The sequence below is a fragment of the Streptomyces sp. NPDC020192 genome (assembly GCF_044388685.1).
Classification (GTDB): domain Bacteria; phylum Actinomycetota; class Actinomycetes; order Streptomycetales; family Streptomycetaceae; genus Streptomyces.
Genome location: NZ_JBIRXG010000001.1, coordinates 234,940 through 255,893, shown reverse-complemented (window position 1 = coordinate 255,893; position 20,954 = coordinate 234,940). Strand labels below are relative to the sequence as shown.

Sequence of the window (20,954 nt, the reverse complement as noted above, 5' to 3'; positions counted from 1 at the left end):
GTCGAAGTCAGGGCCTAAGCTTCGGCTCATGCTGAAAGTGGGCCTGACCGGGGGCATCGGTGCCGGCAAGAGCGAGGTGTCGCGGCTGCTCGTGGAGCACGGGGCCGTGCTGATCGACGCGGACCGCATCGCGCGTGAGGTCGTGGCGCCGGGGACCCCCGGCCTCGCGGCCGTGGTCGAGGCCTTCGGCTCGGACGTCCTCGCCGCCGACGGCAGCCTGGACCGGCCCCGGCTCGGCTCGATCGTCTTCGCCGACCCCGAGAAGCTCGCCGTCCTCAACGCGATCGTGCACCCCCTGGTGGGCACCCGCTCCCGCGAGCTGGAGGGGGCCGCAGCGGCCGACGCCGTCGTGATCCACGACGTGCCCCTGCTGACCGAGAACAGCCTCGCGCCGCTCTACGACCTCGTGATCGTCGTGGACGCGAGCCCCGAGACCCAGCTCGACCGGCTGGTACGGCTGCGCGGGATGACCGAGGAGGACGCACGCGCGCGTATGGCCGCGCAGGCCACGCGCGAACGGCGCCGGGAGATCGCGGACATCGTGATCGACAACGACGTCCCCCTGGACGCGCTGCGCAAGCGTGTCGCCGAGGTGTGGGACGACCTCGTACGACGGGCCCGCGAGGAGTCGGCGGAATCGTCCGTGGAATAGCGTGCCCCTGTCCGGGCGTTGAACTGCCGGAGTGAGGGAAGGACTCAGCCGTGCCCGAGACCAGCGGTTCCACCGGACGTACACCGGAGACGCATGTCATCGACTTCCGTGCAGCCGAGCATCTGCTCAACTCACGGGACCCTCGGGGCGCGGTGAAACTGCTCGACGGAGTCATCGCCGCGCACCCGGAGAACACCGCCGCCCGACTGCTACGCGCGCGTGCCTTCTTCGCGGCGGCGCAACTGCGCCCCGCCGAGCTGGAGTTCACCATCGTGCTGGAGCGTGAGCCGGACAACGCGTTCGCGCACTTCGCGCTGGCCCGCACCTACGAACGCCAGGGCCGCCCCGATCAGGCCAGACGCCACTTCCGGCTGGCGGCCGCGCTCGATCCCAACCCGCAGTATCTGAAGGCGGCGCGCTTCGAGGAGTGAGCGGCCCTCCACGCGTACCGGTACCTCGGTGCGGCGGGCCGGTCACGGATGCCGGTGTCTCGGCGGGCGCGGGAACGGCGGCCGCGGGAAGGGCGGGCGCCTCTCCGGCGGCCGGTACGGCGCTTCGTCCTGCGGCGGCTCGTACGGCGGCACGTCACGGCCCGGCTGGTAGTGCGGGCCCTGCCGCATGTGCCGGAGGATCATGGTCATGTCGACGGTGACCACCAGCCACAGCACCCCGCAGGCCGCCGCCCAGCCGGGGCGCCCGGCGAGCGCGAAGGCGGCCGTACCGAAGACCGACCAGGCCAGCCCCCACACGCTCAGCCAGAAGCGCGCCCGCAGGGCACTGCGTGCGGTCACCGGTTCACTGCCCGTACGCATGGGATCACCACTCCTGCTTGCAACGTACTCTTCGGTGACGACGTTCACCAACGCCCCTCGTCCGTCGCTCGCCGAAGGGGGATCCTGTGCTGCCGGACGCCGACGACCTGCCCGAACTGCTCCTCGACCTGGCCGTGCCGCACGAGGACATCAACGTCCTGGTGGCACAGCGGCGCCGGATCGCCGGTGATCCGGGCGCGCTGCGGCTGCTCGAGGAGTGCGTCGAGGAGCTGTTCCGCGACCCGGAGGAGACCGGCCGCACTCCCGACCTCGCCGGACTCCTCGACGCGGCGCCGGCCGGCCTGAGCCACGTCTTCCCCGTGTACGTCTTCCTCGCCGCGGTCCCGCACACCCTCGCCCGGCACCGGGAACGCGGCATCCCGCCCGAGATCTCCCGGCGCACCCTGGCCGACCTGGGCCGGCACATGGCGGTGCACCGCGGACGGCACGGCACGACCGGTGTACAGGCACGGCGCTGGCTCGTCCGGCACTTCCGCGGCGAGCTGTTCCAGCTGGGCCGGCTGCAGTTCGAGCGGGCGCGGCTCGGGGAGCGCACGGCGCCGGTGATCGCGGCGGCCGGACTGGACGCGGCACCCGGCACGCCCTGCCTGAACCTGCACATCCCCGACCACCACGGCCCGCTCACCCCGTCCGCCTGCGACCGCTCCCTGGCGTGGGCCCGCGACTTCTTCGACCGGCACTTCCCCGAGGAGCGGCCGGTGGCGGCGCTGTGCCACTCGTGGCTGCTCGACCGGCAGCTGAGGCGGTACCTGCCGGCCGACTCCCACATCATCCGGTTCCAGGACCGCTTCCGCACCGTCCGCGAGGACACCGAACCCGCCGACACCGAGCCCGTCCGGTTCGTCTTCGGGGAACCCGGCCTGCCGCCGGCGGAGCTGCCGCGGCGCACGTCGGTGGAGCGTGCGGTGGGGGACCATCTGCGGGCGGGCGGTCACTGGTACATCGGGCACGGATGGTTCCCGTTCCCGGCCGCCGCGTAGAGCGCAGTGGCACGGAAGAGGGCACGGTAACTCGAACGGGTGAACTGGCGGGGGAGGGGAACGGGCGTGCGGGGCGGGCCGTTGTTCGGGCATGACGGTCGAAATGCGTGAGGGACACGAAGGCACCGGACCCGGAGCGATCACCCCGGACGGCTGCGCGGTCGAGCTGTACGAGCGGCTGCCGATCGACGACGCCCCGGACATCATCACGGCGGCGATCCCGGCCGGGGCGCACATCCTGGAGCTCGGCAGCGGAGTGGGCCGCATGACCCGGCCCCTGACCGAGCGGGGCTTCACGGTCACGGCGGTGGACGAGTCCGCCGACATGCTGGCCCGCGTCCGCGGGGCGCGTACGGTGTGCAGCCCCATCGAGGCACTGGACCTGGGCGGCGAGAAGTTCGACGTCGTGCTGCTCGCGTCGTTCCTCGTCCACGCCGGCGACGAGGAGGTCCGCAGAGGCCTGCTGCGCACCTGTGCCCGGCATGTGGCGGAGGGCGGCCGCGTGCTCATCCAGCGGGAGGGCGAGGACTACCACACGAACGTGCCCAGAGAGCGGGTCCACCCGAGCGGCTTCACGGTGCGGGTCGCCTCGGTGGAGCCCGCCGGAGAGGGGGTGAACTCGGTCTACGTCGAGTACATGTTCCCGGACGCGGTCTGGACCCAGACGTTCCTGTCCCGGCCCCTGACGAAGGAGCAGTTCGAGTCGGCACTGGAGGAGGCGGGACTGGAGGTGGACACGTATCTGACGCCGGACAGGATGTGGGTGCGGGCGGTGCGGAAGGCGTAGCGGGCGTCCGGTCGCACGGCGTCGGCGGAGAGCGATGAGTTCCCGGGAGATGCCCGGTCTACCCAGGTGAAGAGCAAACGGCACCGCTTCACCAGGAGACCCTCATGTCCCAGACCACCGCTCCCCTCAGCTCCACGACGTCCACCGGCGCGCACACCGGCCGGGCACGCTGGGCCCGGGTCGCGCTGCGCTCGGTGCAGGTGCTGCTCGCCCTGTTCTACGGCATCGCGAGCGCCCTGCCCAAGCTCATCGCGCATCCCTCGGCCGTCGAGTCCTTCCACAAGATCGGCTGGGGCAGCGGGGCCATGTACACCATCGGCGCGCTCGAACTCGCCGGAGCCGTCGCCCTGTTGACACCACTGCTTCAGTCCGTGGCGGCGATCGCCCTCAGCGCGCTCATGGTGGGCGCGTTCATCGTCCAACTCACCGTCTTCAACGGCCAGAACGCGGCGACCCCACTGATCCTGATGGTGCCCCTCATCACGATCGCCTGGTCTCGCCGCGGGTCCAACAGGCAGCTTTTGGGACTGGTTCGGCGGCGGTGAGCCGGGCGGAGAGGGGAGCAGGGGAGCTGACTGGGGTGGGAATGCCTACCCGGGGCCGGGTGACTGCCCGCGTGACGCCCGCCAGCCGGCCCCAGGGGCGCGCCGTTCCTGGGAACGTTGCCAGGGCCTGGTGTCACCCCGTTCCTGGGAACCCTCCTGGGAACGGATCACCGCCCCCGGGAACGTCCGCCGGATCCACCGCGCCCGCCGGCTCTGCTGGGCCCGCCGGGACCACCACCACGGCCCGTATGACCACCCGCTCCGCCGGACGCGCCACGTCCGCCGGCTCCGCCGGACGTGGTACGGCCGCCCCGCCCGCCGGGTGCACCAGAACCGGCAGATCCACCAGATCCGTCCGGCCCGGCAGGCCCCGCGAAGCCTCCAGGGCCGGTGAAGCCTCGGGGGACGCCGAAGGAGGGGCCCGGGGTGCCGAGGCCGCGGAGGCGTTCCATATCGCGGCGGTCTCGCTTGGTGGGGCGGCCGGTGCCTCGGTCGCGGAGGCCGGCGGGGGCCACGGCCTCGCGGGGCGGGGGCGGAGGGGAGTTGTCGATGTAACACTGGGCGGCCACGGGTGCGCCGACCCGCTTGCGGATCAGGCGCTTGACGATCACGACCCGTTCCCGGCCCTCGTGCCGCAGACGCACCTCGTCGCCGACGCGCACGGCGTGGGCGGGCTTCACCCGCTCACCGTTCACATGCACATGGCCGCCCCGGCAGGCGGTGGCGCCCAGGGAGCGCGTCTTGATCAGGCGTGCGGCCCAGATCCAGCTGTCGATCCGGACCGTTTCGCCGGTCGCCGGCCCCGCGGCCTCGGCGGCGGCCACCGCGGCGGCGATCTCGGGATCGAGGGCCGGGCCGGCCGAGGCGCCGGAGCCGTCGGTGTCCCGGGCGGGGCTTGTCCCGTCCGGTTCGCCGGTCTCACGGTTCACTGTGTCGTCCGCATCCTCGGAAGCCATGCCCCGACCATAACTCCCCGGGCCGGTTGCGCCGGAGGCGTTTTCCAGGGGGCGATCCGTACCGACCCGTACCCCCGTACCGGCGCGCTCACCTTCACCCAGGCCCGTGCCAGGTCGTGTACGGGTGTGCGGGGCATACGGTGGCCGTATGGACGAAACCAGCGCCCTTGCCCGGCTCGACCGGCGCGTCGCGGGCTGCCGGGCCTGTCCTCGGCTGGTCGAGTGGCGCGAGGAGGTGGCCCGTACCAAGCGGGCCGCGTTCGCCGACTGGACGTACTGGGGGCGGCCGGTGCCCGGCTTCGGTCCGGCCGACGCCCGGCTGGTGATCATCGGGCTGGCCCCCGCCGCGCACGGTGGCAACCGCACCGGCCGTATGTTCACCGGCGACCGCTCCGGAGACGTGCTCTACCAGGCGCTGTACGACGTGGGGCTCGCCTCGCAGCCGACCTCCGTGAGCGCGGACGACGGACTGGAGCTGTACGGCGTCCGTGTCACCGCGCCCGTGCACTGCGCGCCGCCCGACAACAAGCCGACGCCCGGTGAGCGTGACACCTGCCGCCCCTGGCTCGTCCAGGAGCTGAAGCTGCTGCGCCCGACGCTGAGGGCCGCCGTCGTCCTCGGCGCCTTCGGCTGGCAGGCCGCGCTGCCCGCCTTCGCCGAGGCGGGCTGGACCGTGCCCCGGCCCCGCCCGGCCTTCGCCCACGGCACCCGGGTCGCGCTCGACGGCCTCGACCTCTTCGGCTGCTTCCACGTCAGCCAGCGCAACACCTTCACCGGCCGGCTCACCGCGGAGATGCTCCGCGAGGTGCTCCGCACGGCGGCGGAGACGGCAGGCCTGCCCCGGTAGCCGGCGGTGCTCAGTCCTCGCCCGCGGGGTCGGTTCCGAACAGATGCCGTACCGTCGTCCGATAGTTGGCGCGGACGTGGGCGAGGGCGTGGGTGCGGGCGCGGTCCGGGTCGCCGGAGGCGATCGCCTCGTACAACTCACGGTGTTCGGTGAGGAGTTGGGGCCACTCCTCGTTGCGCCGGGTGAGCCAGCGCAGGCGGCCGTCGACCGGCTCCATGACCGAGATCAGCAGGCTGTTGCCGGCCAGGGCGCGGATGCGGTCGTGGAAGCGGGTGTTGATGTCCGTGATCGCCTCGGCGTCGCCCCCCTTCGTCGCCCGCGCCGCCTGCTCCAGCAGCTCCCGCAGCTCCGCCAGGGCCTCGGGAGTCCCCCGGGTCGCCGCCAGCCCCGCCGCGTACACCTCCAACGCCTCGCGCAGCTCGAAGAGTTCCCGGACGTCGGTCGGGGTCAGCCGGCGGACGACCGTGCGGCGGGCGGACTCGAAGAGGACGAAGCCCTCGGCGACGAGCGCCCGGATCGCCTCGCGCACCGGCACCCGCGAGACGCCGAACCGCTCGGCCAGCTCCCGTTCGACGAGCCGGTCACCGGGTGCCAGGCGCCCGGCGATGATGTCCTCCCGCAGGCTCACCAGGACCCGTTCGCGTACCGCGCCCAGGGGTTCGATCTTCGTCATGGGCCCATCTTCGCCGAAGCGAGGGGTCTTTTACCGGGCCGTAACGGCAACGACATCGGTCCGAACGCTTGACGGCGGCACCATGTCGGCAGTTTGGTATACCAAACGGCCGCCGTCCTCCGTCCCCTCGTCCATGGAGGCCCCGTGTCCCTCGCCGATCGTGCCGAAGCCACCGGCACCACCGCGTTCGTCCCCGACCCCCGCCTCGTCAACGAGGACCTCGCTCCCGCCGAACGGCGGAACTGGAAGGTCTTCGACCTGTTCGCCATGTGGATGTCCGACGTCCACAACCTCGGCAACTACACCTTCGCCGCCGGTCTGCTGGTCCTCGGCATGAACGTCTGGCAGGTCTTCACGGCCCTGCTCGCCGGCTTCGTGCTCATCTACGCGGGCATGAACCGCATGGGGAAGATCGGCCAGCGCCACGGCGTGCCGTTCCCCGTGGTCAGTCGCATCAGCTTCGGCATCTGGGGCGCCAACATCCCGGCGCTGATCCGGGCCGTGATCGCCATCATGTGGTACGGCATCCAGACCTATCTGGCCTCCGTCGCCGTCAACGTGATGCTGCTGGCCGCCTGGCCGGGCCTGAAGTCCCTGACGGAGAGCTCCTTCCTGGGCCTGGACACGCTGGGCTGGATCTCCTTCCTCTCCCTCTGGCTGATCCAGGCGCTGATCATCACTCAGGGAATGGAGTCCGTACGGAAGTTCCAGGACTTCTGCGGTCCCGCGATCTGGCTGGTGATGATCGCGCTGGCGGTCTGGGTGCTGGCCAAGGCCCACTGGAGCATCTCGCTCACCTCCACGCCGCATCCGGTGTCGACCGGCGAGCAGTGGCGCCAGTGGTTCGGCGCGATCGGCCTGATCCTCGCCACCTACGGCACGCTGATGCTCAACTTCTGCGACTTCTCCCGCTTCGCGCCCGACTACAAGACCGTCCGGCGCGGCAACTTCTGGGGCCTGCCCATCAACTCCACCGCCTTCGTCGTCGTCTCGGTGATCGTCACGGCGGGCTCGCTGAAGGCGTTCGGACAGGCCATCACCGACCCGGCGGAACTGGTCGCCAAGGTCGGCAACACCTGGGTGCTGGTCGTGGCCGCGTTCACCTTCGCGGTGGCGACCATGGGCGTCAACATCGTCGCCAACTTCGTCTCACCGGCGTACGACCTCGCCAATGTCTGGCCGCAGAAGATCACCTTCAAGGTCGGCGGGCTGATCAGCACGGTCGCCGCGCTGCTCGTCACCCCCTGGAACCTCTTCTCCAACCCGACCGTCGTCAACTACTTCCTCGGCGGCCTCGGCGCCTTCCTGGGCCCGCTGTTCGGCGTGATCATGATCGACTACTACTGGGTCAAGCGCGGCAAGATCGACGTGGACGCGCTGTTCGACGCCCGCCCGGGCACCCCGTACCACTACAGCAAGGGCGTCAACCCCAAGGCGCTGTGGGCCTTCCTGCCCTCCGCCGCGGTCGCCGCCGTACTGGCGCTGGTGAAGAGCTTCAGCGATGTGGCGCCGTACTCCTGGTTCATCGGCACCGCGCTCGCCGCCGCCCTGTACGCGGTGCTGTGCCAGGGGCAGCGCACGGCGGAGCCGGCGGAGCAGGAGGCCTGACGGACGTGCGGATCATCGTCACCAACTGCAACACCACGCAGGAGATGACCGAGGAGATCGTGCGAGGTGCCCGGGCCGCCGCGAGCCCGGGCACCACCGTGACCGGTCTGACCCCCGCCTGGGGCCCGGCCTCGGCCGAGGGCTGGCTCGACAGCTACCTCTCGGCCGCGGCCGTCCTCGACACCCTGCGCACCTACGACGGGCCGCCGTACGACGCCGTCGTCCTGGCCGGCTTCGGCGAGCACGGCCGGGAAGGCGTACGGGAACTGGTGGACGTCCCGGTCGTGGACATCACCGAGGCCGCCGCCCACCTCGCCTGCCTCCTCGGCCGCCGCTACGGCGTCGTCACCACCCTCGACCGCTCCCGCGGGCAGATCGAGGACAGCCTGGAGACCGCCGGCGTGGCCCGCAACTGCGCCGCCGTCGTCGGCACCGGCCTCGGTGTCCTCGGCCTCGCCGACGACCCCGGCCGCACGGAGTCCGCGTTCCTGTCGGCGGCCGAGCGCGCCCGCGACGCCGGCGCCGAGGTCCTCGTCCTGGGCTGCGCCGGGATGACGGGCCTGCAGCGCACGGTGGGCGAGAAGCTCGGGCTGCCGGTGGTCGACGGCGTCGCGGCGGCGGTCCGGCTCGCCGAGTCCCTGGTGGCCCTGGGTCTGACGACGAGCCGGGCGGGCGGTTACGGGAAGCCGCTGCCGAAGGAGAGGAGGTGGGGGCGGCCATAGGGGTGAGAGCGGGTCAGGACCGAGGTCGCCAGACGTACCGCACGTCCGGCTCCCGCTCCTCGTTGCCACTGCCGTCGGTGAACTCGACGGCCGTGAAGCCGTGCCGCTCGTAGAACCGGTGGGCGGGCTTGTTGACCTGGAAGGTCCACAGGGTCAGCCCGCCCGGACCGCGCTCCTTGGCCAGCGCGACGAACCGGTCACCGAGCCCGCGCCCGCGCCAGTCCGGATCCAGGTACAGCTGGGACAGCGACGCCCCGTCCAGCACCATCAGTCCGACGATCCCGCCGCCCGCGGCCTCCGCCACCCAGGTCTCCCGCAACGGCACGACGACGTCCCGGATGTACTCCCGCACCTCGTCGTCGCTGCGCGGCCGGACGACGGTGGGCAGCGCGGCACGGAAGGACCGCAGCCAGACATCGGCGGCGGCCCGGGCGTCCGCCGCCACGGCCCGGCGCAGTACGACCTCGTCCGTCACCGCCGCTCCTCCCGCTCCGGTACGACGGCCGTGGCCGTGATCTCCACCAACTGCCCGGGATACCCGAGGCAGGCGACGCCGATCAGCGTGGACGAGTGCGGCCCCGCGCTCAGCCCCGAGGCCTCCACCACGTCCCACACCGCCGACAGCACCGCGGGCTCACCGCTCACCACGTACACCTCGGTCACGACCACATGGGCCAAGTCGCTTCCGACGGCGTCAAGTTGCTCCCGCAGATTGGCGATCACCTGCCCGGCCTGCCGCACGGGGTCGTCCGGCCCGACCAGCTTCCCCTCGGCGTCCAGCGGCACGGACCCGGCGAGGAAGGCGAGCTTCGTTCCTGCCTCGACGACGGAGGCGTGAGAATACGCGGGCGGCGGGAAGAGGGAGGGGACGGTCACGCGCTGGATCACGAGGATGCTCCTACGACGGCCTACGACGGCAGGGGACAACCTCCCGATGATGGGTTCCCCTCGGCCCTGCCCGCATCCGAATTCCCGGGTGACGGGACACCGGCGGCGCAGGCGTCGGCGTACGGGCTCGCCACCCGCCAACGTGTGCCACTGACAATCCGCCTGGAGCAGGGATCGCCGGCCGCGGCGAAATTCCGGGAGCGGACTTCGGGGTGGCTGCGGCAGGCTGAGGGCATGCCCCAGTCATCCGACGCCGAGTTCCTCTCCGCGACCGCCGAGCGCCTCGCCTCCCTCCCCACCGTGCGGGCCGTCGCCCTCGGCGGGTCACGGGCTCAGGGCACCCATCGTCCGGACAGTGACTGGGACATGGCGGTCTATTACCGCGGCCCCTTCGACCCCGACGATCTGCGGGCCTTCGGGTGGGAGGGGGAGGTGTCCGAGGTCGGCGGCTGGGGCGGCGGGGTGTTCAACGGCGGTGCCTGGTTGACCGTCGACGGCCGTGGGGTCGACATCCACTACCGGGACCTGGACGTCGTCGAGCACGAGCTGGCGGAGGCGGAGGAGGGACGGTTCCGGGTGGAGCCGCTGCTCTTCCATCTCGCCGGCATCCCCACCTACCTGCTGGTGGCCGAACTGGCCGTCAACCAGGTCCTGTACGGCGACCCGCCCCGCCCCGCGCGGTACCCGGCCAAGCTGCGCGTCACCGCCGCCGACCGCTGGCACGGCACCGCCCGCGCCACTCTGGGCTACGCCAGGGCCAACCACGCCCCGCACGGCCGCCTCACCGAGACCGCCGGGGCCATCGCCACCGCCGCCGCCCAGGCCGCGCACGGGGTGCTCGCGGCGCGCGGGGAGTGGGTGACCAACGAGAAGCGTCTGCTGGAGCGGGCCGGGCTGCGGGGGATCGACGGTGTGGTGGCTGAGTTGTGGGGCGAGCCCGAGGCCCTCGCCCGTGCCGTCACCGAAGCCGAGCGCATGATCGGGGCATTGCGTTCATAAAGAAACCGGCCGCCCGGGGCACGTTTCACCTCGCCGAAACGTGATCGCCCCGTTTGCCCGGCGAACCCGCCCTACCGTGGAAGCACGGTCCGCCGGCCACCGTCGTCCGAAGGCCCACCCCGCCGTCGTACGAACAGGAGCCCCGTGTCCCGGCCCGCCGCACCCCCTTGGCTCGCCCACGCCCTGCGCGCCCAGCGCGGTCCCGTGCCCTGGAGCGCGGTGACCCGGGGTGCGCTCGCCGCCGGGCCGTTGCTGCTCGTCGGAGTCGCCACGGGACACACCGGCCCCGGTGTCCTCGCCGCCATCGCCGCGATGCTCGCCGGCATCAACGACCGTCCCGGCAGCCGCCGCGCCTCCGTCAAGCGGCTCGGGGTGCCCGCGCTGGCCGGGGCGGCCGGGCTGCTCGTGGGGACGTATGCCGGGCAGGGCCTGGCCGCCGTACCGCTCACCCTGGTGCTCACGCTGCTGGGCCTGCTTGCCGGCGGCATCAGCGCGGTCGGGCCCGTCGCCTCCGCCGCCGGGACGCAGTTGCTCGTCGCCGCCGCCATCGGTGCCGGGATGCCCGCTGCCCTCAGCGGCTGGCAGCGGGCGCTCGCCTTCCTCGCCGGAGCCGGGTGGCTGATGATGCTCCGGCTCGTCCTGCCCACGCCCGGCTCGCTCGCCGGGGACTTCCGGTTCGACGGGGAGCGGGAGGCGGTCGCCGATGTGTACGACGCCGTAGCCGCGTTGCTCGACGGGGTGGGCGGTCCGCACGCCACCGCCCAGCGGGCCGCGCTCACCGCCGCGCTCGACCACGCCCAGGACGCCCTCGCCGGACCCCGGCTGCGCCGGTACGCCAGTTCCGCCGCCGAGCGCCGGCTGCGCGCCCAGTACGCGGCCGCGCTGCCGCTCGCCGAGGCCGCCACCGCCCTGTACTGGGCCGGAGAGCCGGTCGCCGCGCGGGCGGCGGAGGGGCCCCGGCGGCTCGCCGCCGCCGTTCGTGGCAACACAGGTACCGGCCCGCTGCCCGCCCCGCACCGGTCGGCGCCCGCCCTGCGGGCCCTGGACGACGCCCTGCTGCGTGCCGCCGAGGCCTTCGACCGGGCGGAGAGCCGTGACGACCGGCTGCCCGCCCGGCGGCGCAGCCCGAAGGACGTGGTCCGGGCCGCGTTCGGCACCGGCGGGCGCGAGTACGGGCTGCGCGTCGCCCTCTGCTTCGGGGCCAGCGCCGCTATCGCCCAGGCACTGCACCACACCGGCTGGTACGGCCACCACCAGCACTGGTACTGGCTGCCCGCCACCGCCGTCTTCCTCGTCAAGCCCGACCTCGGACCGCTCGCCTCCCGGGTGCTGTGCCGGGCCGCCGGGACCGTGCTGGGCGCCCTGGTGTTCGCGGGGTTCGCCGCGTTGCTGCCGCGCCCGGCGGGGCTGATCGCGCTGGTCGCGGTCTGCGGGGCGCTCGTCCCGGTCGCGACGAGGCACTTCGCCGCGCTGACCGCCGTCGTCACCGTTCTCGTCCTCGCCCTCGTCATGGTCGGCGGCGACTCGCAGGCCTCCGTCAGCCGCATCGGCGAGACGCTGCTCGCCTGCGCGCTCGTGCTGGTCGTCGGGCATCTGCCCATGCCGGGGGAGCGGGGTGGCGGGGTGCGGGCCCGGCTCGCCGTGGCCGGGGCCGCCGCGCACGCCTACCTCGTGCACGTCCTCGGCGAGTCCGGCGACCGCGCCGGGCGCGAGTCCGTCGACGACTGTGCCGGGCGCGGGTCCGTCGACGACCGTGCCGAGCGCTGGGCCCTGCGCCGGGAGGCCTACCGCACTCTCGCCGAGGCCCGCACCGCCATCGCCCTGGCCGCCGCCGAACTGCCCGCCGTGGCCCGGCACACCGCGGGCACGGACGCCGTCGCGGACGTCCTGGAACGACTTGTCGACACGACCACCGCCTGCGCCGTCCACCTCGACGACACCGGCCGGCTCACCCCCCGGCACGTCAGGCAACTGCGGGACTCCTTGGCCGAGTTGGAGCTCGAGGGAGTCGAGGTCCCACCGTTGCCCGCCGCCGCGTAGCCGTACGGCGGACCCAACTCTGCCCCAGCGATGTGCCACCTGACGCCACGTAGGCTGATGCACATGGAACTCGCGGACGGCCTCATCCAGCACCCCTACGACGTCTACCGGCACCTGCGCGAGACCGCACCCGTGCAGCGCATCACCGGACCCGACGGCACCTCCGCCTGGCTCGTCACCCGGTACGAGGACGTCCGGGCCGCGCTCGCCGACCCGCGGCTGTCGCTGGACAAGCGCAGCGGTGTAGCCGGCAGGTACAAGGGCCTGTCGCTGCCGCCCGCCCTCGACGCCAACCTCCTCAACATGGACCCGCCCGACCACACCCGCATCCGGCGCCTGGTCGGCCGGGCCTTCACCCCGCGCCGCGTCCAGCAGCTCCGCGCGCCGATCCGCCGTACCGCCGACCGGCTCCTCGACGCGCTCGGGCCGCACGGCAGTACCGACCTGGTCGCGTCGTACGCCGCCCCGCTGCCCATCACTGTCATCTGCGACCTGCTCGGCATCCCGGAGGGGGACCGGCTGGACTTCCGGCAGTGGACCGACAGCCTCACGGCCCCCGACCCGGCCCGTCCGGACGCCTCCAAGGAGGCCATGGCATCGATGCTGGGCTTCCTCACCCGGCTCGTCGCCGCCAAACGCGAGGAGCCGGCCGACGATCTGCTCTCCGACCTGATCGCCGTACGCGACGAAGGCGACCGGCTCGGCGAGGAGGAGCTGATGTCGCTGGCCTTCCTCATCCTCTTCGCCGGGTACGAGAACACGGTCCAGCTCATCGGCAACGCCGTGCTGGCCCTCCTTCAGCACCCGGACCAGCTCGCCGCCCTGCGCGAGGACCCGGCGCAACTCCCGGCGGCGGTCGAGGAGTTCGCCCGTCACGAAGGTCCGATGCTGATGGCCATGCGCCGCTTCCCCGTCGAGGACGTGACCATCGCCGGGGTGACCATCCCGGCAGGGGAGACGGTCTGGGTCTCGCTGTCCGCCGCCAACCGCGACCCCGCCCGCTTCCCGGCCCCCGACCGGCTCGACCTCTCCCGCGACGCCGCCGGGCATCTCGCCCTCGGGCACGGCATCCACTACTGCCTCGGCGCTCCGCTGGCCCGCGCGGAGACGGAGATCGCCCTGGCCGCCCTGCTGGAACGGCTGCCCGAACTCGCCCTGGCCGACAGCGAGCTGACCTGGCGTCCGTCGATGCGTGCACGGGGGCTGCGGGCCCTGCCGGTGACCTACTGACGGCCCTGGCGAGAAAGAACTTGAGGAGCAGGCGGTCAGACGGGCGCGCGAGGCGCTCGGCACGCAGCGGCGGCGGCTGCCCATGGTCGAGGTCGACACGGAGTACGTCTTCGACCGACTCGGCCGCAGTCCCGCCGGCAGCGACCGGCTCCGCCTTCACGACGAGTACGACTACTGACACGGAGTGTGCGGTTCGTGCCACAAAGTGAACAGATTGTCACGGACCGCGCCGAACGGGTGTCGGTAATGTCTCAGTCCCGTCACTCGGCGAGGCGATCGCGTTCTCCAGGGCGTTAACTCCTGTAGGAACGACGCTTTCTGGAGGTGCGAGATGGTGAACGGGCGAACGGTGCTCGAGCGCTTTCCCGCCGGTGGCCCGCGAGGATCCTGGCCCGCGGAGGAGTTCGCGCACGCGCGGCGTCAGGAAGGCCTGCCCGCCGAGGTCGTCATGGACCTCGCGACGGACACGTTCCTGGTGATCGTGCGCGGCGGCGAGGGTACGGAGTGACCGGGTTTCAGGCGGGCTTCGGTGCCGGTGCGGGTACCCGCACCGTGAACTGGTCCGCCTGGAGCGCGTACAGATCGGCGTAGACACCGCCCCTGGCCAGCAGCTCCTGCGGGGTGCCGGACTCCACCAGCCGCCCGTGCTCCAGCACATGCACCAGATCGGCGTGCCGGACCGAGGCCAGCCGATGCGTGATCAGTACGACCGTCTGCCCGCTGCCCGCCAGCGCCCGGATCTTCTCGAACACCTCCAGTTCGGCCCGCGCGTCCAGCGCCGCCGTCGGCTCGTCCACGATCAGCACCCGCCCGCGCCGGTACGCCGCCCGGGCGATCCCGAGCCGCTGCCACTGCCCGCCGGACAGCTCGTGCCCGCCGCTGAAGTGGCGGGCCAGCAGGGTGTCCAGGCCGCGCGGCAGATCCGCGACCACCTCCTCGGCCCCCGCCTCGGCGACCGCCGCGGCCAGCGCCTCCTCGGTCAGCGGCGCGGAGGAGCGGCCGACGGCCACGTTGACCCGGGCGGTGAACGGCCAGCGCTTGAAGTCCTGCGCCACCATCGCGACGCGCTCGGCGAGCAGCCGCCGGTCGGCCCGCGCAGCGTCCACGCCGTCCCACAGGATCCGGCCCCGGTCCGGGACGTACAGGCCCGCGAGCAGCTTGACCAGCGTGGTCTTGCCCGAGCCGTTCTCGCCGACGAGCGCGATGATCCGGCCGAGGGGCAGGCTGAGGGTGACGTCGTGCAGGGCGGGGCGGGCCGTGTCACCCGGACAGGCGGAGTCATCCGGATAGCTGAAGGTGACGTTCTCGAACCGGATCTCCTTGGGGTCCTCCGGCAGGGCCTCGCCGCCCGCCGGGATGGCCCGCTCGGCCGCCTCCACGTACAGCCGGTGCAGATCGCCGACGAACAGGGCCTCCTCGTGCAGCTGGTTGATCTCCAGCACCAGCGTGTCCAGGCTCGACGCCCCGGTACGGATCGCGATCACCGCCGTACCGGCCACCGACAGGGCCATCGCGCCGGACAGCAGCAGCGCGCCCAGCGTGGCGTAGGTCGCCAGGGTGGCGAGGCCCGTCCAGCCCGCCGCGATCAGGCCGGTCCGGGCGGCCAGCCGGGACAGCCGGGCCTGTTCCGCCTCCGCCGTCTCCGACATGGACCGGAAGTGGCGCAGCAGGAACGGACCGACCCCGTGCACCCGGATCTCCGGGGCGGCCTCGGGCTCGGTGAGCAGGTTGCTGATCAGCCGGCCGGCCCGGGCGTGCTGCACCCAGGTGTGGAAGGACTCGTAACGGCGCCGGGCGTTGATCAGCGCGCCCCAGGCGCTCGGCAGGGTCATCGTGACCAGCAGCGGCAGCAGCACCGGATGCAGCACCGCGAGTACGCCGGCCGCCGCGATCAGTGAGATCAGCGCGCCGATCACCCGGGTGCCGTAGGAGATCATGCGGCGCGCGGACTCGGCGCCGTACTTGGCAGTGTCCAGCAGTTTGTGAAAGGCGTGGTCCTCGATCGCGGCCAGCTCCACGTTCGCCGCCCGCTCCAGATACAGCTCGGTCGCCACACGCTCGACCTTGGGCTCCAGTCGTCCCGTGGCGTAGGTGGAGGCGGCCCGCAGCAGCGCGGCCACCAGGGACATGGCGGCCACGGTGAGCAGGGCGGGGGCGGCCGCGCGCAGCCGCTGCCCGATGTCCGGGCCGGTGAGCAGCCTGCCGAGCGCGCTGTTCACGGCCAGCAGACTCACCGCCTGGGTGCCACCGCGGACCGCCTCCGCGGCGAGTACGACCCGGGCGGCCCGCGCGTCGGCCTGCAGGGCCAGCCGGAGACTGGATGCCAGCATGCCGGGCAACCGGACCACCATCGCGCGGAAGCTCAGCTCCAGGAAGGCGTCCGCGTGCTCGTTCCACCCCATGTCGTACCGCAGCGGCCCCCCGAACAACAGCCGCTCGGACTCCGACACCACGGGCTCAACCGCCTCCCGCCGCTTTCTCACCGTGACCTCCCGACCGTGTGGCGGAACGGCCACTATCCCGGGGCGAACCGACGGCGGGCAGGGCGCGCGGGGGAGCGAGGGGGGCGTACGAGGGGTACGGGAGGGGGCTGGCATGGAGCCGCCTGAGGAGCAGCCAGCCTGAAGGGGCGCGGGGCTGTATCGATATGCGGCTCCGCCGCGTGGGCGCGAGCAACCACGCACGACCGGCAGCCGCCCACGAGACAGAACCCGGCACCCCGGTGGGCGAACGGTCAGAGCAAGCGCAGCGGCTGCGCTCGCGACCAGTCCGGCGCCGTCCCCAGCACCCGGCACATGGCGAGATACAGCGGGATCGGCGGGGTGTACGGAACCGTGCCCTCGGGGCGGTGGATGAGCCGGGCGGGGCCGGTGACCAGGGCGCCGGGGGCGTACTGGGCGGGGGACGGCCAGGGCAGGGCGTAGTCGGAGTCCGACGGAACGATCCACCACCACTGCCTGCCGTCGGTGTACACACACCCCAGCCGGGGCAGCCGCGGTACGACGAGCGGGCCGAGGCGGTCCGGCACGGCCACGGCGTCACAGCCGAGCGGGGCCGTCATGCCCTCCGGCAGCAACAGCCGTCGGGGCGCGTCCGGCACGGGCCGCCGGCGCTGCAGCCGTACGAGGGTGTCGAGGCCCATCGGACGCTCGGAGGCCGGGGCATGGGTACCGTGCTGGTCCGCGCCGGTGATGTCCGGTCCGCCGGTCACGGCCGTTCCCCGGCGCGGTGCTGTTCGGGAGCCCGGTGCAGTGGCTGGTGCCAGGGACGGTCCGGAGGCCGGTGCCGATGCTGCTCCGGCGCGGCGTGCCGGAGCTGCTCGGGTATCCCGTGGCGGTGCTGCTCGGGTGCCTGATGCGTCCGGTGCTCCGGCGGCGCGCAGGGGTGCTGCCGCTCGGGCGCCTGGGCCGACGGCTGCTCCGAAGCCTCGTACCCGTCGTACCCGTCCTGTGCCGGAATCCGCTGACCGGTCTGCTCCGAGCCCTCATGGCCGGCCTCGGCCGGTTCGTCCTCGCCGGAGTCGTCCGGCTGGTCCGGCTTGGGGCGGGCGCCCCAGCCGAGGTCGTTGCAGGGGTCGGCGGTGTCGTGGGCCGCGTCGGTCCGCCGCGGCAGGTCGGCCCAGACGAGCAGGCCGGGGCCGTGCTCCTGGGCGCCCCAGGCCCGGCACAGCGCGTCGACGAGAAGCAGTCCCCTCCCGTGTTCCTCATCCGGTCGCTGCGGGGACGGGCGGGGTTCGCCGGGAGCACAGCCCTCGTCACGGACGGCAATGCGCACGATGTCGTCGTGATCGTGCAGCTCGCACACGACGTGGCTGCTCGCGGTGTGCACGATCGCGTTGGTGACCAGCTCGGATATGACCAGGGCCGCGCTGTCGCAGGTGTCCGCGCACACCGACCAACCGGTCAGCCGGGCATGCGCTAGGCGTCTCGCCTGGGCGACGGAACCCGGATGTGCGGCCAGCTCGAAGCGGAACCGGCGCTCGGCAGCGCCCCGCTGAGGGGCTGCTCCCGACGCGGCACCGAGACCGGAACGGTCTGCGGCGGCGTCTGTTCCTAAGGGCGCGGACGGAATCACGCTTGCCACTATCTCCCCGCCGTGAACACTTGGCAAGTGTCACTATGAAAATTGCAGAGTGCTGTGTGACTCGGTCAGAGGCCGTGGCACACTGCTCGCAACAGCACGTCGAGCGGCGCCAATTGGGGTCATCGGAGATCCGGCCCGGTCTGCGAATGAGTCTTCGAACGGCGCCGCGGGGCTGTCGGGAAACGGTTCGGTAGCGGTTGTTCGGTAGAGGGTTGCAGAGGCTTTCGGTGGAGGTGACAGCGTGAGCGAGCCGCGGTCCGCGCCGACGGTGGGTCAGGTGGTCCTCGGCCGACGCCTGCTGGACCTGCGGGAACGCGCCGGCCTGAAGCGCGAGGACGCCGCCCGCGTCCTGCGCGTCGCGCCCGCCACCGTCCGCCGTATGGAGATGGCCGAGGTCGGCCTCAAGATCCCGTACCTGCAACTGCTGCTGAAGGCCTACGGCATTCCCGACGACGAGGCCGACCTCTTCGTCCAGCTCGCCGAGGAGGCCAACAAACCCGGCTGGTGGCAGCGGTTCCACGACATCCTGCCGGGCTGGTTCTCGATGTACGTCAGCCTCGAGGGCGCGGCCGGCCTGATCCGTTCGTACGAGCCGCACTTCGTCCCGGGCCTGCTCCAGACCGAGGACTACGCGCGCGGTGTGCTCAAGTCCGGTGCCATCGGCCAGACCAGCCCGGACGACATCGAGCGGCACGTCGCGCTGCGCATGCAACGCCAGGACCTGCTCACCCGTCCCGACGCACCCCGCTTCTGGGCGGTGATGGACGAGACCGCGCTGCGCCGCCCGGTCGGCGGCCCCGAGGTGATGCGCGCTCAGATCGACAAGTTGCTGGAGGCCACGAAGCTGCCCCATGTGACGCTCCAGGTGGCCCCGTTCGCCAACGGGCCGCACCCGGGGACGTACGGGCCCTTCGTGCTGTTCCGATTTGCCATGTCAGAACTGCCGGACATGGTCTACAGCGAGTACCTGACCGGCGCGGTCTATCTGGACGCGCGCACCGAGGTGGCGACCCATCTCGAGGTCATGGACCGCATGGCGGCGCAGGCCGCTACGGCACAACGCACGAAGGAGATCCTCCAGGATCTCCGCAAGGAGCTGTGAATGGATCGCATCAAGCCGCGCGGACACGTCTACAACGGCATGCCCGCGCGGGAGCTGGGCAGCGAAGGGTGGCACAAGCCCTGGAGCGGCGGCAACGGCGGAAACTGCCTGGAGGCGATGAAGCTGGCCGACGGCCGGATCGCCGTGCGCCAGTCGACCGACCCGGACGGACCGGCGCTGATCTACACCACGGACGAGATGACCGCCTTCATCGAGGGAGCCAAGGCGGGGGAGGCCGACTTCCTGCTGTCCTGAATCTGCCCATGCTTCTTGTTTCTCACTCAACTTCCCTTATGCGTTCAATCCGTCTCAACTGCCCATCGGCAGCTACCTGATGAAGCACCGAAAACCGGCTGCGTGGAGGCCCGTACGGTACGTACGATGAGCGTGGTTCAGGTGCGCAGGCAGCGGATCCTTCCGTCGCGAGTCACCGCTACCCCCCGGTCGACCGGTTCCTTTCCGGCCGACCGGTCATGCCGGTTGCCGGCCGAGCGTCGGCAGCAGGCACGCGGAGGTTTACGTCACCGCCGCCGACCCCCGATCTCTGAACCACCGCTCCTCACCCGGGAGGCAGCACCCCGCACAACGCCTCCAGCGCCGCGCCGTAGGCGTGTTCGGCGGTGGCCGCGTACCCCACCACCAGTCCGTCGCCCGCCGTCGGCTCGGCCTGCGGATGCCGGAACGCGGCGAGGCCGTCCAGGGCGATGCCCTGCCACACGGCGGCCTTGACCGTGGACCGTTCGGTGCCCGGCGGCAGCCGCAGCACCGCGTGCAGACCGGCCGCGAGACCCGTCACCTCGACGTGCGGCGCGTGCGCGGCGAGCGCGGCGACGAGCCGGTCGCGCCGGTGTCGGTAACGCTGCCGCATGCGCCGCACATGACGGTCGTACGCCCCGGAGACGATGAACTCCGCGAGCGCGAGCTGGTCCAGGACGCTCACCCAGCCCTCCCGCTCGCCCTTCGCCGCGAGCACGGGCCCGACGTACCGCTCCGGCAGCACCATCCAGCCCAGCCGCAGCGCCGGCGACAGGCTCTTGCTGACCGACCCGATGTGGATCACCCGCTCCGGATCGAGGCCCTGGAGCGCGCCGACGGGCCTGCGGTCGTAGCGGAACTCACCGTCGTAGTCGTCCTCCAGCGCCATCGCGCCACGCGCGCGTGCCCAGTCGATCACGGCCGCCCGGCGTTCCGGACGCAGCGGGCCGCCGGTCGGGAACTGGTGCGCGGGCGTGAGCAGTACGGCCCGCTCCCGCCCGAGGACGTCCACACGCGCGCCGTCCTCGTCCAGCGGCAGCGGCACCGTGCGCACCCCGGCCGTCACGAGCAACTCCCGGTGGAAACCCAGCCCGTACGCCTCCATGCCCAGCGGACCGCGCAGCACCCCGCCCGCGCCCTGGCCGAACAGCAGCCGCAGCGCGTGCGCGAAGCCCGAGCACACGACGATCCGGTCCGGCTCGGTCCGCACGCCACGCGCGCGTGCCAGATATTCCGCCAGCGCCTCCCGCAGCTCCCGCCGCCCGGCCGGATCCCCGGGCCCGAACGCCTCGCTGGGCGCCGCCTGGAGCGCCCGCCGGTACGCGGCCGACCAGGCGGCCCGCGGGAACGCCGAGGCGTCCGGCGCGCCCTGCCGCAGATCGTGCCGCGGCCCACGCGCGCGTGCGGGCGTTGTCACCGGAGTCCGTACGGCGCCGCGCAGCGGCTCCGCCCGGTCTGCGACCCGGGTGCCCGAACCCTGACGGGCGGTCAGCCACCCCTCAGCGACCAGCTCCGCGTACGCGTCGGCCACCGTGTTGCGGGCCACACCCAGATCGGCGGCGAGCGAACGGTACGGCGGCAGGCGCGTACCCGGAGCCAGCCGCCCGCTGCGCACGGCCTCCCGCAGCGCCTGGATCAGCGTGGCCCGCCGCCCGCCCGGACCCGACAGCTCGAGGTGCAGGTCGGCACCGATCCGCTCCGCGGAATTGACCCACGATTCCGTCATGGAAATGCACCCTACAGCCGGTCTTTCC

The 20,954-nt window shown here is 72.6% G+C and carries 22 protein-coding genes and 2 pseudogenes; 15 read left to right on the top strand and 9 right to left on the bottom strand.

Annotated elements, in window-relative coordinates; all coding sequences use genetic code 11:
- Positions 1-28: 28 nt before the first annotated feature.
- On the top strand, positions 29-652 hold the full coding sequence (coaE, locus tag ACH47Z_RS01240; protein ID WP_399069201.1) for a dephospho-CoA kinase: 624 nt from the start codon (positions 29-31) through the stop codon (positions 650-652).
- Positions 653-702: 50 nt separating this feature from the next.
- A complete protein-coding gene (locus ACH47Z_RS01235; RefSeq protein ID WP_399069199.1) occupies positions 703-1,083 on the top strand; it encodes a tetratricopeptide repeat protein in 381 nt (126 codons plus the stop codon).
- 42 nt (positions 1,084-1,125) lie between these two features.
- On the opposite strand, the gene ACH47Z_RS01230 is transcribed toward ACH47Z_RS01235, so the two are convergent.
- Positions 1,126-1,464 (bottom strand): DUF6343 family protein, encoded by a 339-nt coding sequence (locus ACH47Z_RS01230; protein ID WP_399069197.1) that lies wholly within the window; start codon positions 1,462-1,464, stop codon positions 1,126-1,128.
- An 86-nt stretch (positions 1,465-1,550) separates the two neighbouring features.
- Here ACH47Z_RS01230 and ACH47Z_RS01225 point away from each other — a divergent pair, with 86 nt between their 5' ends.
- The 3 genes from ACH47Z_RS01225 to ACH47Z_RS01215 all read left to right on the top strand — a co-directional run bounded on the left by ACH47Z_RS01225 (position 1,551) and on the right by ACH47Z_RS01215 (position 3,797).
- A complete protein-coding gene (locus ACH47Z_RS01225; RefSeq protein WP_399069195.1) occupies positions 1,551-2,465 on the top strand; it encodes an acyltransferase domain-containing protein in 915 nt (304 codons plus the stop codon).
- Positions 2,466-2,568: 103 nt separating this feature from the next.
- Entirely contained in the window at positions 2,569-3,252 is a 684-nt protein-coding gene (locus tag ACH47Z_RS01220) for a class I SAM-dependent methyltransferase (RefSeq protein WP_399069193.1), read from the top strand.
- Between the two features lie 104 nt (positions 3,253-3,356).
- Positions 3,357-3,797, top strand: a complete 441-nt coding sequence (locus tag ACH47Z_RS01215) for a DoxX family protein (RefSeq protein ID WP_399069191.1) — start codon at positions 3,357-3,359, stop codon at positions 3,795-3,797.
- A gap of 167 nt (positions 3,798-3,964) precedes the next feature.
- Here the strand turns inward: ACH47Z_RS01215 and ACH47Z_RS01210 are convergent, their stop codons facing one another.
- Positions 3,965-4,753 (bottom strand): RNA-binding S4 domain-containing protein, encoded by a 789-nt coding sequence (locus tag ACH47Z_RS01210; protein WP_399069189.1) that lies wholly within the window; start codon positions 4,751-4,753, stop codon positions 3,965-3,967.
- Positions 4,754-4,901: 148 nt separating this feature from the next.
- Between ACH47Z_RS01210 and ACH47Z_RS01205 the strand changes: the two genes are divergently transcribed.
- The gene (locus tag ACH47Z_RS01205) at positions 4,902-5,600 is read left to right on the top strand and encodes a uracil-DNA glycosylase (protein ID WP_399069187.1); all 699 of its coding nucleotides are present in this window, start codon (positions 4,902-4,904) and stop codon (positions 5,598-5,600) included.
- Positions 5,601-5,610: 10 nt separating this feature from the next.
- Here the strand turns inward: ACH47Z_RS01205 and ACH47Z_RS01200 are convergent, their stop codons facing one another.
- Positions 5,611-6,273, bottom strand: a complete 663-nt coding sequence (locus tag ACH47Z_RS01200) for a GntR family transcriptional regulator (RefSeq protein WP_399069185.1) — start codon at positions 6,271-6,273, stop codon at positions 5,611-5,613.
- 144 nt (positions 6,274-6,417) lie between these two features.
- On the opposite strand from ACH47Z_RS01200, the gene ACH47Z_RS01195 reads away from it, so the two are divergent.
- Both ACH47Z_RS01195 and ACH47Z_RS01190 read left to right on the top strand, forming a co-directional pair.
- The gene (locus ACH47Z_RS01195; RefSeq protein WP_399069183.1) at positions 6,418-7,881 is read left to right on the top strand and encodes an NCS1 family nucleobase:cation symporter-1; all 1,464 of its coding nucleotides are present in this window, start codon (positions 6,418-6,420) and stop codon (positions 7,879-7,881) included.
- 5 nt (positions 7,882-7,886) lie between these two features.
- Positions 7,887-8,603 carry an aspartate/glutamate racemase family protein gene (locus ACH47Z_RS01190; protein ID WP_399069181.1) on the top strand — a complete coding sequence of 239 codons (717 nt, stop codon included), beginning with the start codon at positions 7,887-7,889 and terminating at the stop codon, positions 8,601-8,603.
- 13 nt (positions 8,604-8,616) lie between these two features.
- Here ACH47Z_RS01190 and ACH47Z_RS01185 read toward each other — a convergent pair whose 3' ends face one another.
- Positions 8,617-9,078 carry a GNAT family N-acetyltransferase gene (locus ACH47Z_RS01185; RefSeq protein ID WP_399069179.1) on the bottom strand — a complete coding sequence of 154 codons (462 nt, stop codon included), beginning with the start codon at positions 9,076-9,078 and terminating at the stop codon, positions 8,617-8,619.
- Positions 9,075-9,491 (bottom strand): RidA family protein, encoded by a 417-nt coding sequence (locus ACH47Z_RS01180; protein WP_399069177.1) that lies wholly within the window; start codon positions 9,489-9,491, stop codon positions 9,075-9,077. Before ACH47Z_RS01180 ends, ACH47Z_RS01185 begins: the two co-directional genes overlap by 4 nt.
- A gap of 234 nt (positions 9,492-9,725) precedes the next feature.
- Here ACH47Z_RS01180 and ACH47Z_RS01175 point away from each other — a divergent pair, with 234 nt between their 5' ends.
- The 5 genes and pseudogenes from ACH47Z_RS01175 to ACH47Z_RS01155 all read left to right on the top strand — a co-directional run bounded on the left by ACH47Z_RS01175 (position 9,726) and on the right by ACH47Z_RS01155 (position 14,268).
- A complete protein-coding gene (locus ACH47Z_RS01175; protein WP_399069175.1) occupies positions 9,726-10,490 on the top strand; it encodes a nucleotidyltransferase family protein in 765 nt (254 codons plus the stop codon).
- 144 nt (positions 10,491-10,634) lie between these two features.
- Positions 10,635-12,530: an FUSC family protein gene (locus ACH47Z_RS01170; RefSeq protein ID WP_399069173.1), complete on the top strand. Its 1,896-nt coding sequence runs from the start codon at positions 10,635-10,637 to the stop codon at positions 12,528-12,530.
- A gap of 63 nt (positions 12,531-12,593) precedes the next feature.
- A complete protein-coding gene (locus ACH47Z_RS01165) occupies positions 12,594-13,760 on the top strand; it encodes a cytochrome P450 (RefSeq protein ID WP_399069171.1) in 1,167 nt (388 codons plus the stop codon).
- Positions 13,761-13,794: 34 nt separating this feature from the next.
- A pseudogene (locus ACH47Z_RS01160) lies at positions 13,795-13,938 on the top strand (DUF899 family protein); the annotation flags it as partial.
- A gap of 153 nt (positions 13,939-14,091) precedes the next feature.
- Positions 14,092-14,268 (top strand): hypothetical protein, encoded by a 177-nt coding sequence (locus ACH47Z_RS01155; protein WP_399069168.1) that lies wholly within the window; start codon positions 14,092-14,094, stop codon positions 14,266-14,268.
- A 7-nt stretch (positions 14,269-14,275) separates the two neighbouring features.
- On the opposite strand, the gene ACH47Z_RS01150 is transcribed toward ACH47Z_RS01155, so the two are convergent.
- The 3 genes and pseudogenes from ACH47Z_RS01150 to ACH47Z_RS01140 form a co-directional block, all read right to left on the bottom strand.
- On the bottom strand, positions 14,276-16,243 hold the full coding sequence (locus ACH47Z_RS01150; RefSeq protein ID WP_399069166.1) for an ABC transporter ATP-binding protein: 1,968 nt from the start codon (positions 16,241-16,243) through the stop codon (positions 14,276-14,278).
- Positions 16,244-16,494: 251 nt separating this feature from the next.
- Positions 16,495-16,902: a hypothetical protein gene (locus ACH47Z_RS01145; protein ID WP_399070336.1), complete on the bottom strand. Its 408-nt coding sequence runs from the start codon at positions 16,900-16,902 to the stop codon at positions 16,495-16,497.
- A 350-nt stretch (positions 16,903-17,252) separates the two neighbouring features.
- Positions 17,253-17,843 (bottom strand): annotated as a pseudogene (locus tag ACH47Z_RS01140) (ATP-binding protein); the annotation flags it as partial.
- 241 nt (positions 17,844-18,084) lie between these two features.
- On the opposite strand from ACH47Z_RS01140, the gene ACH47Z_RS01135 reads away from it, so the two are divergent.
- On the top strand, positions 18,085-18,945 hold the full coding sequence (locus ACH47Z_RS01135) for a helix-turn-helix domain-containing protein (protein WP_399069165.1): 861 nt from the start codon (positions 18,085-18,087) through the stop codon (positions 18,943-18,945).
- Complete coding sequence (locus ACH47Z_RS01130; RefSeq protein ID WP_071382716.1) at positions 18,946-19,200, top strand: DUF397 domain-containing protein; 255 nt, start codon at positions 18,946-18,948, stop codon at positions 19,198-19,200.
- Positions 19,201-19,504: 304 nt separating this feature from the next.
- Here the strand turns inward: ACH47Z_RS01130 and ACH47Z_RS01125 are convergent, their stop codons facing one another.
- A complete protein-coding gene (locus ACH47Z_RS01125; protein WP_399069162.1) occupies positions 19,505-20,926 on the bottom strand; it encodes a PLP-dependent aminotransferase family protein in 1,422 nt (473 codons plus the stop codon).
- Between the last annotated feature and the right edge of the window lie 28 nt (positions 20,927-20,954).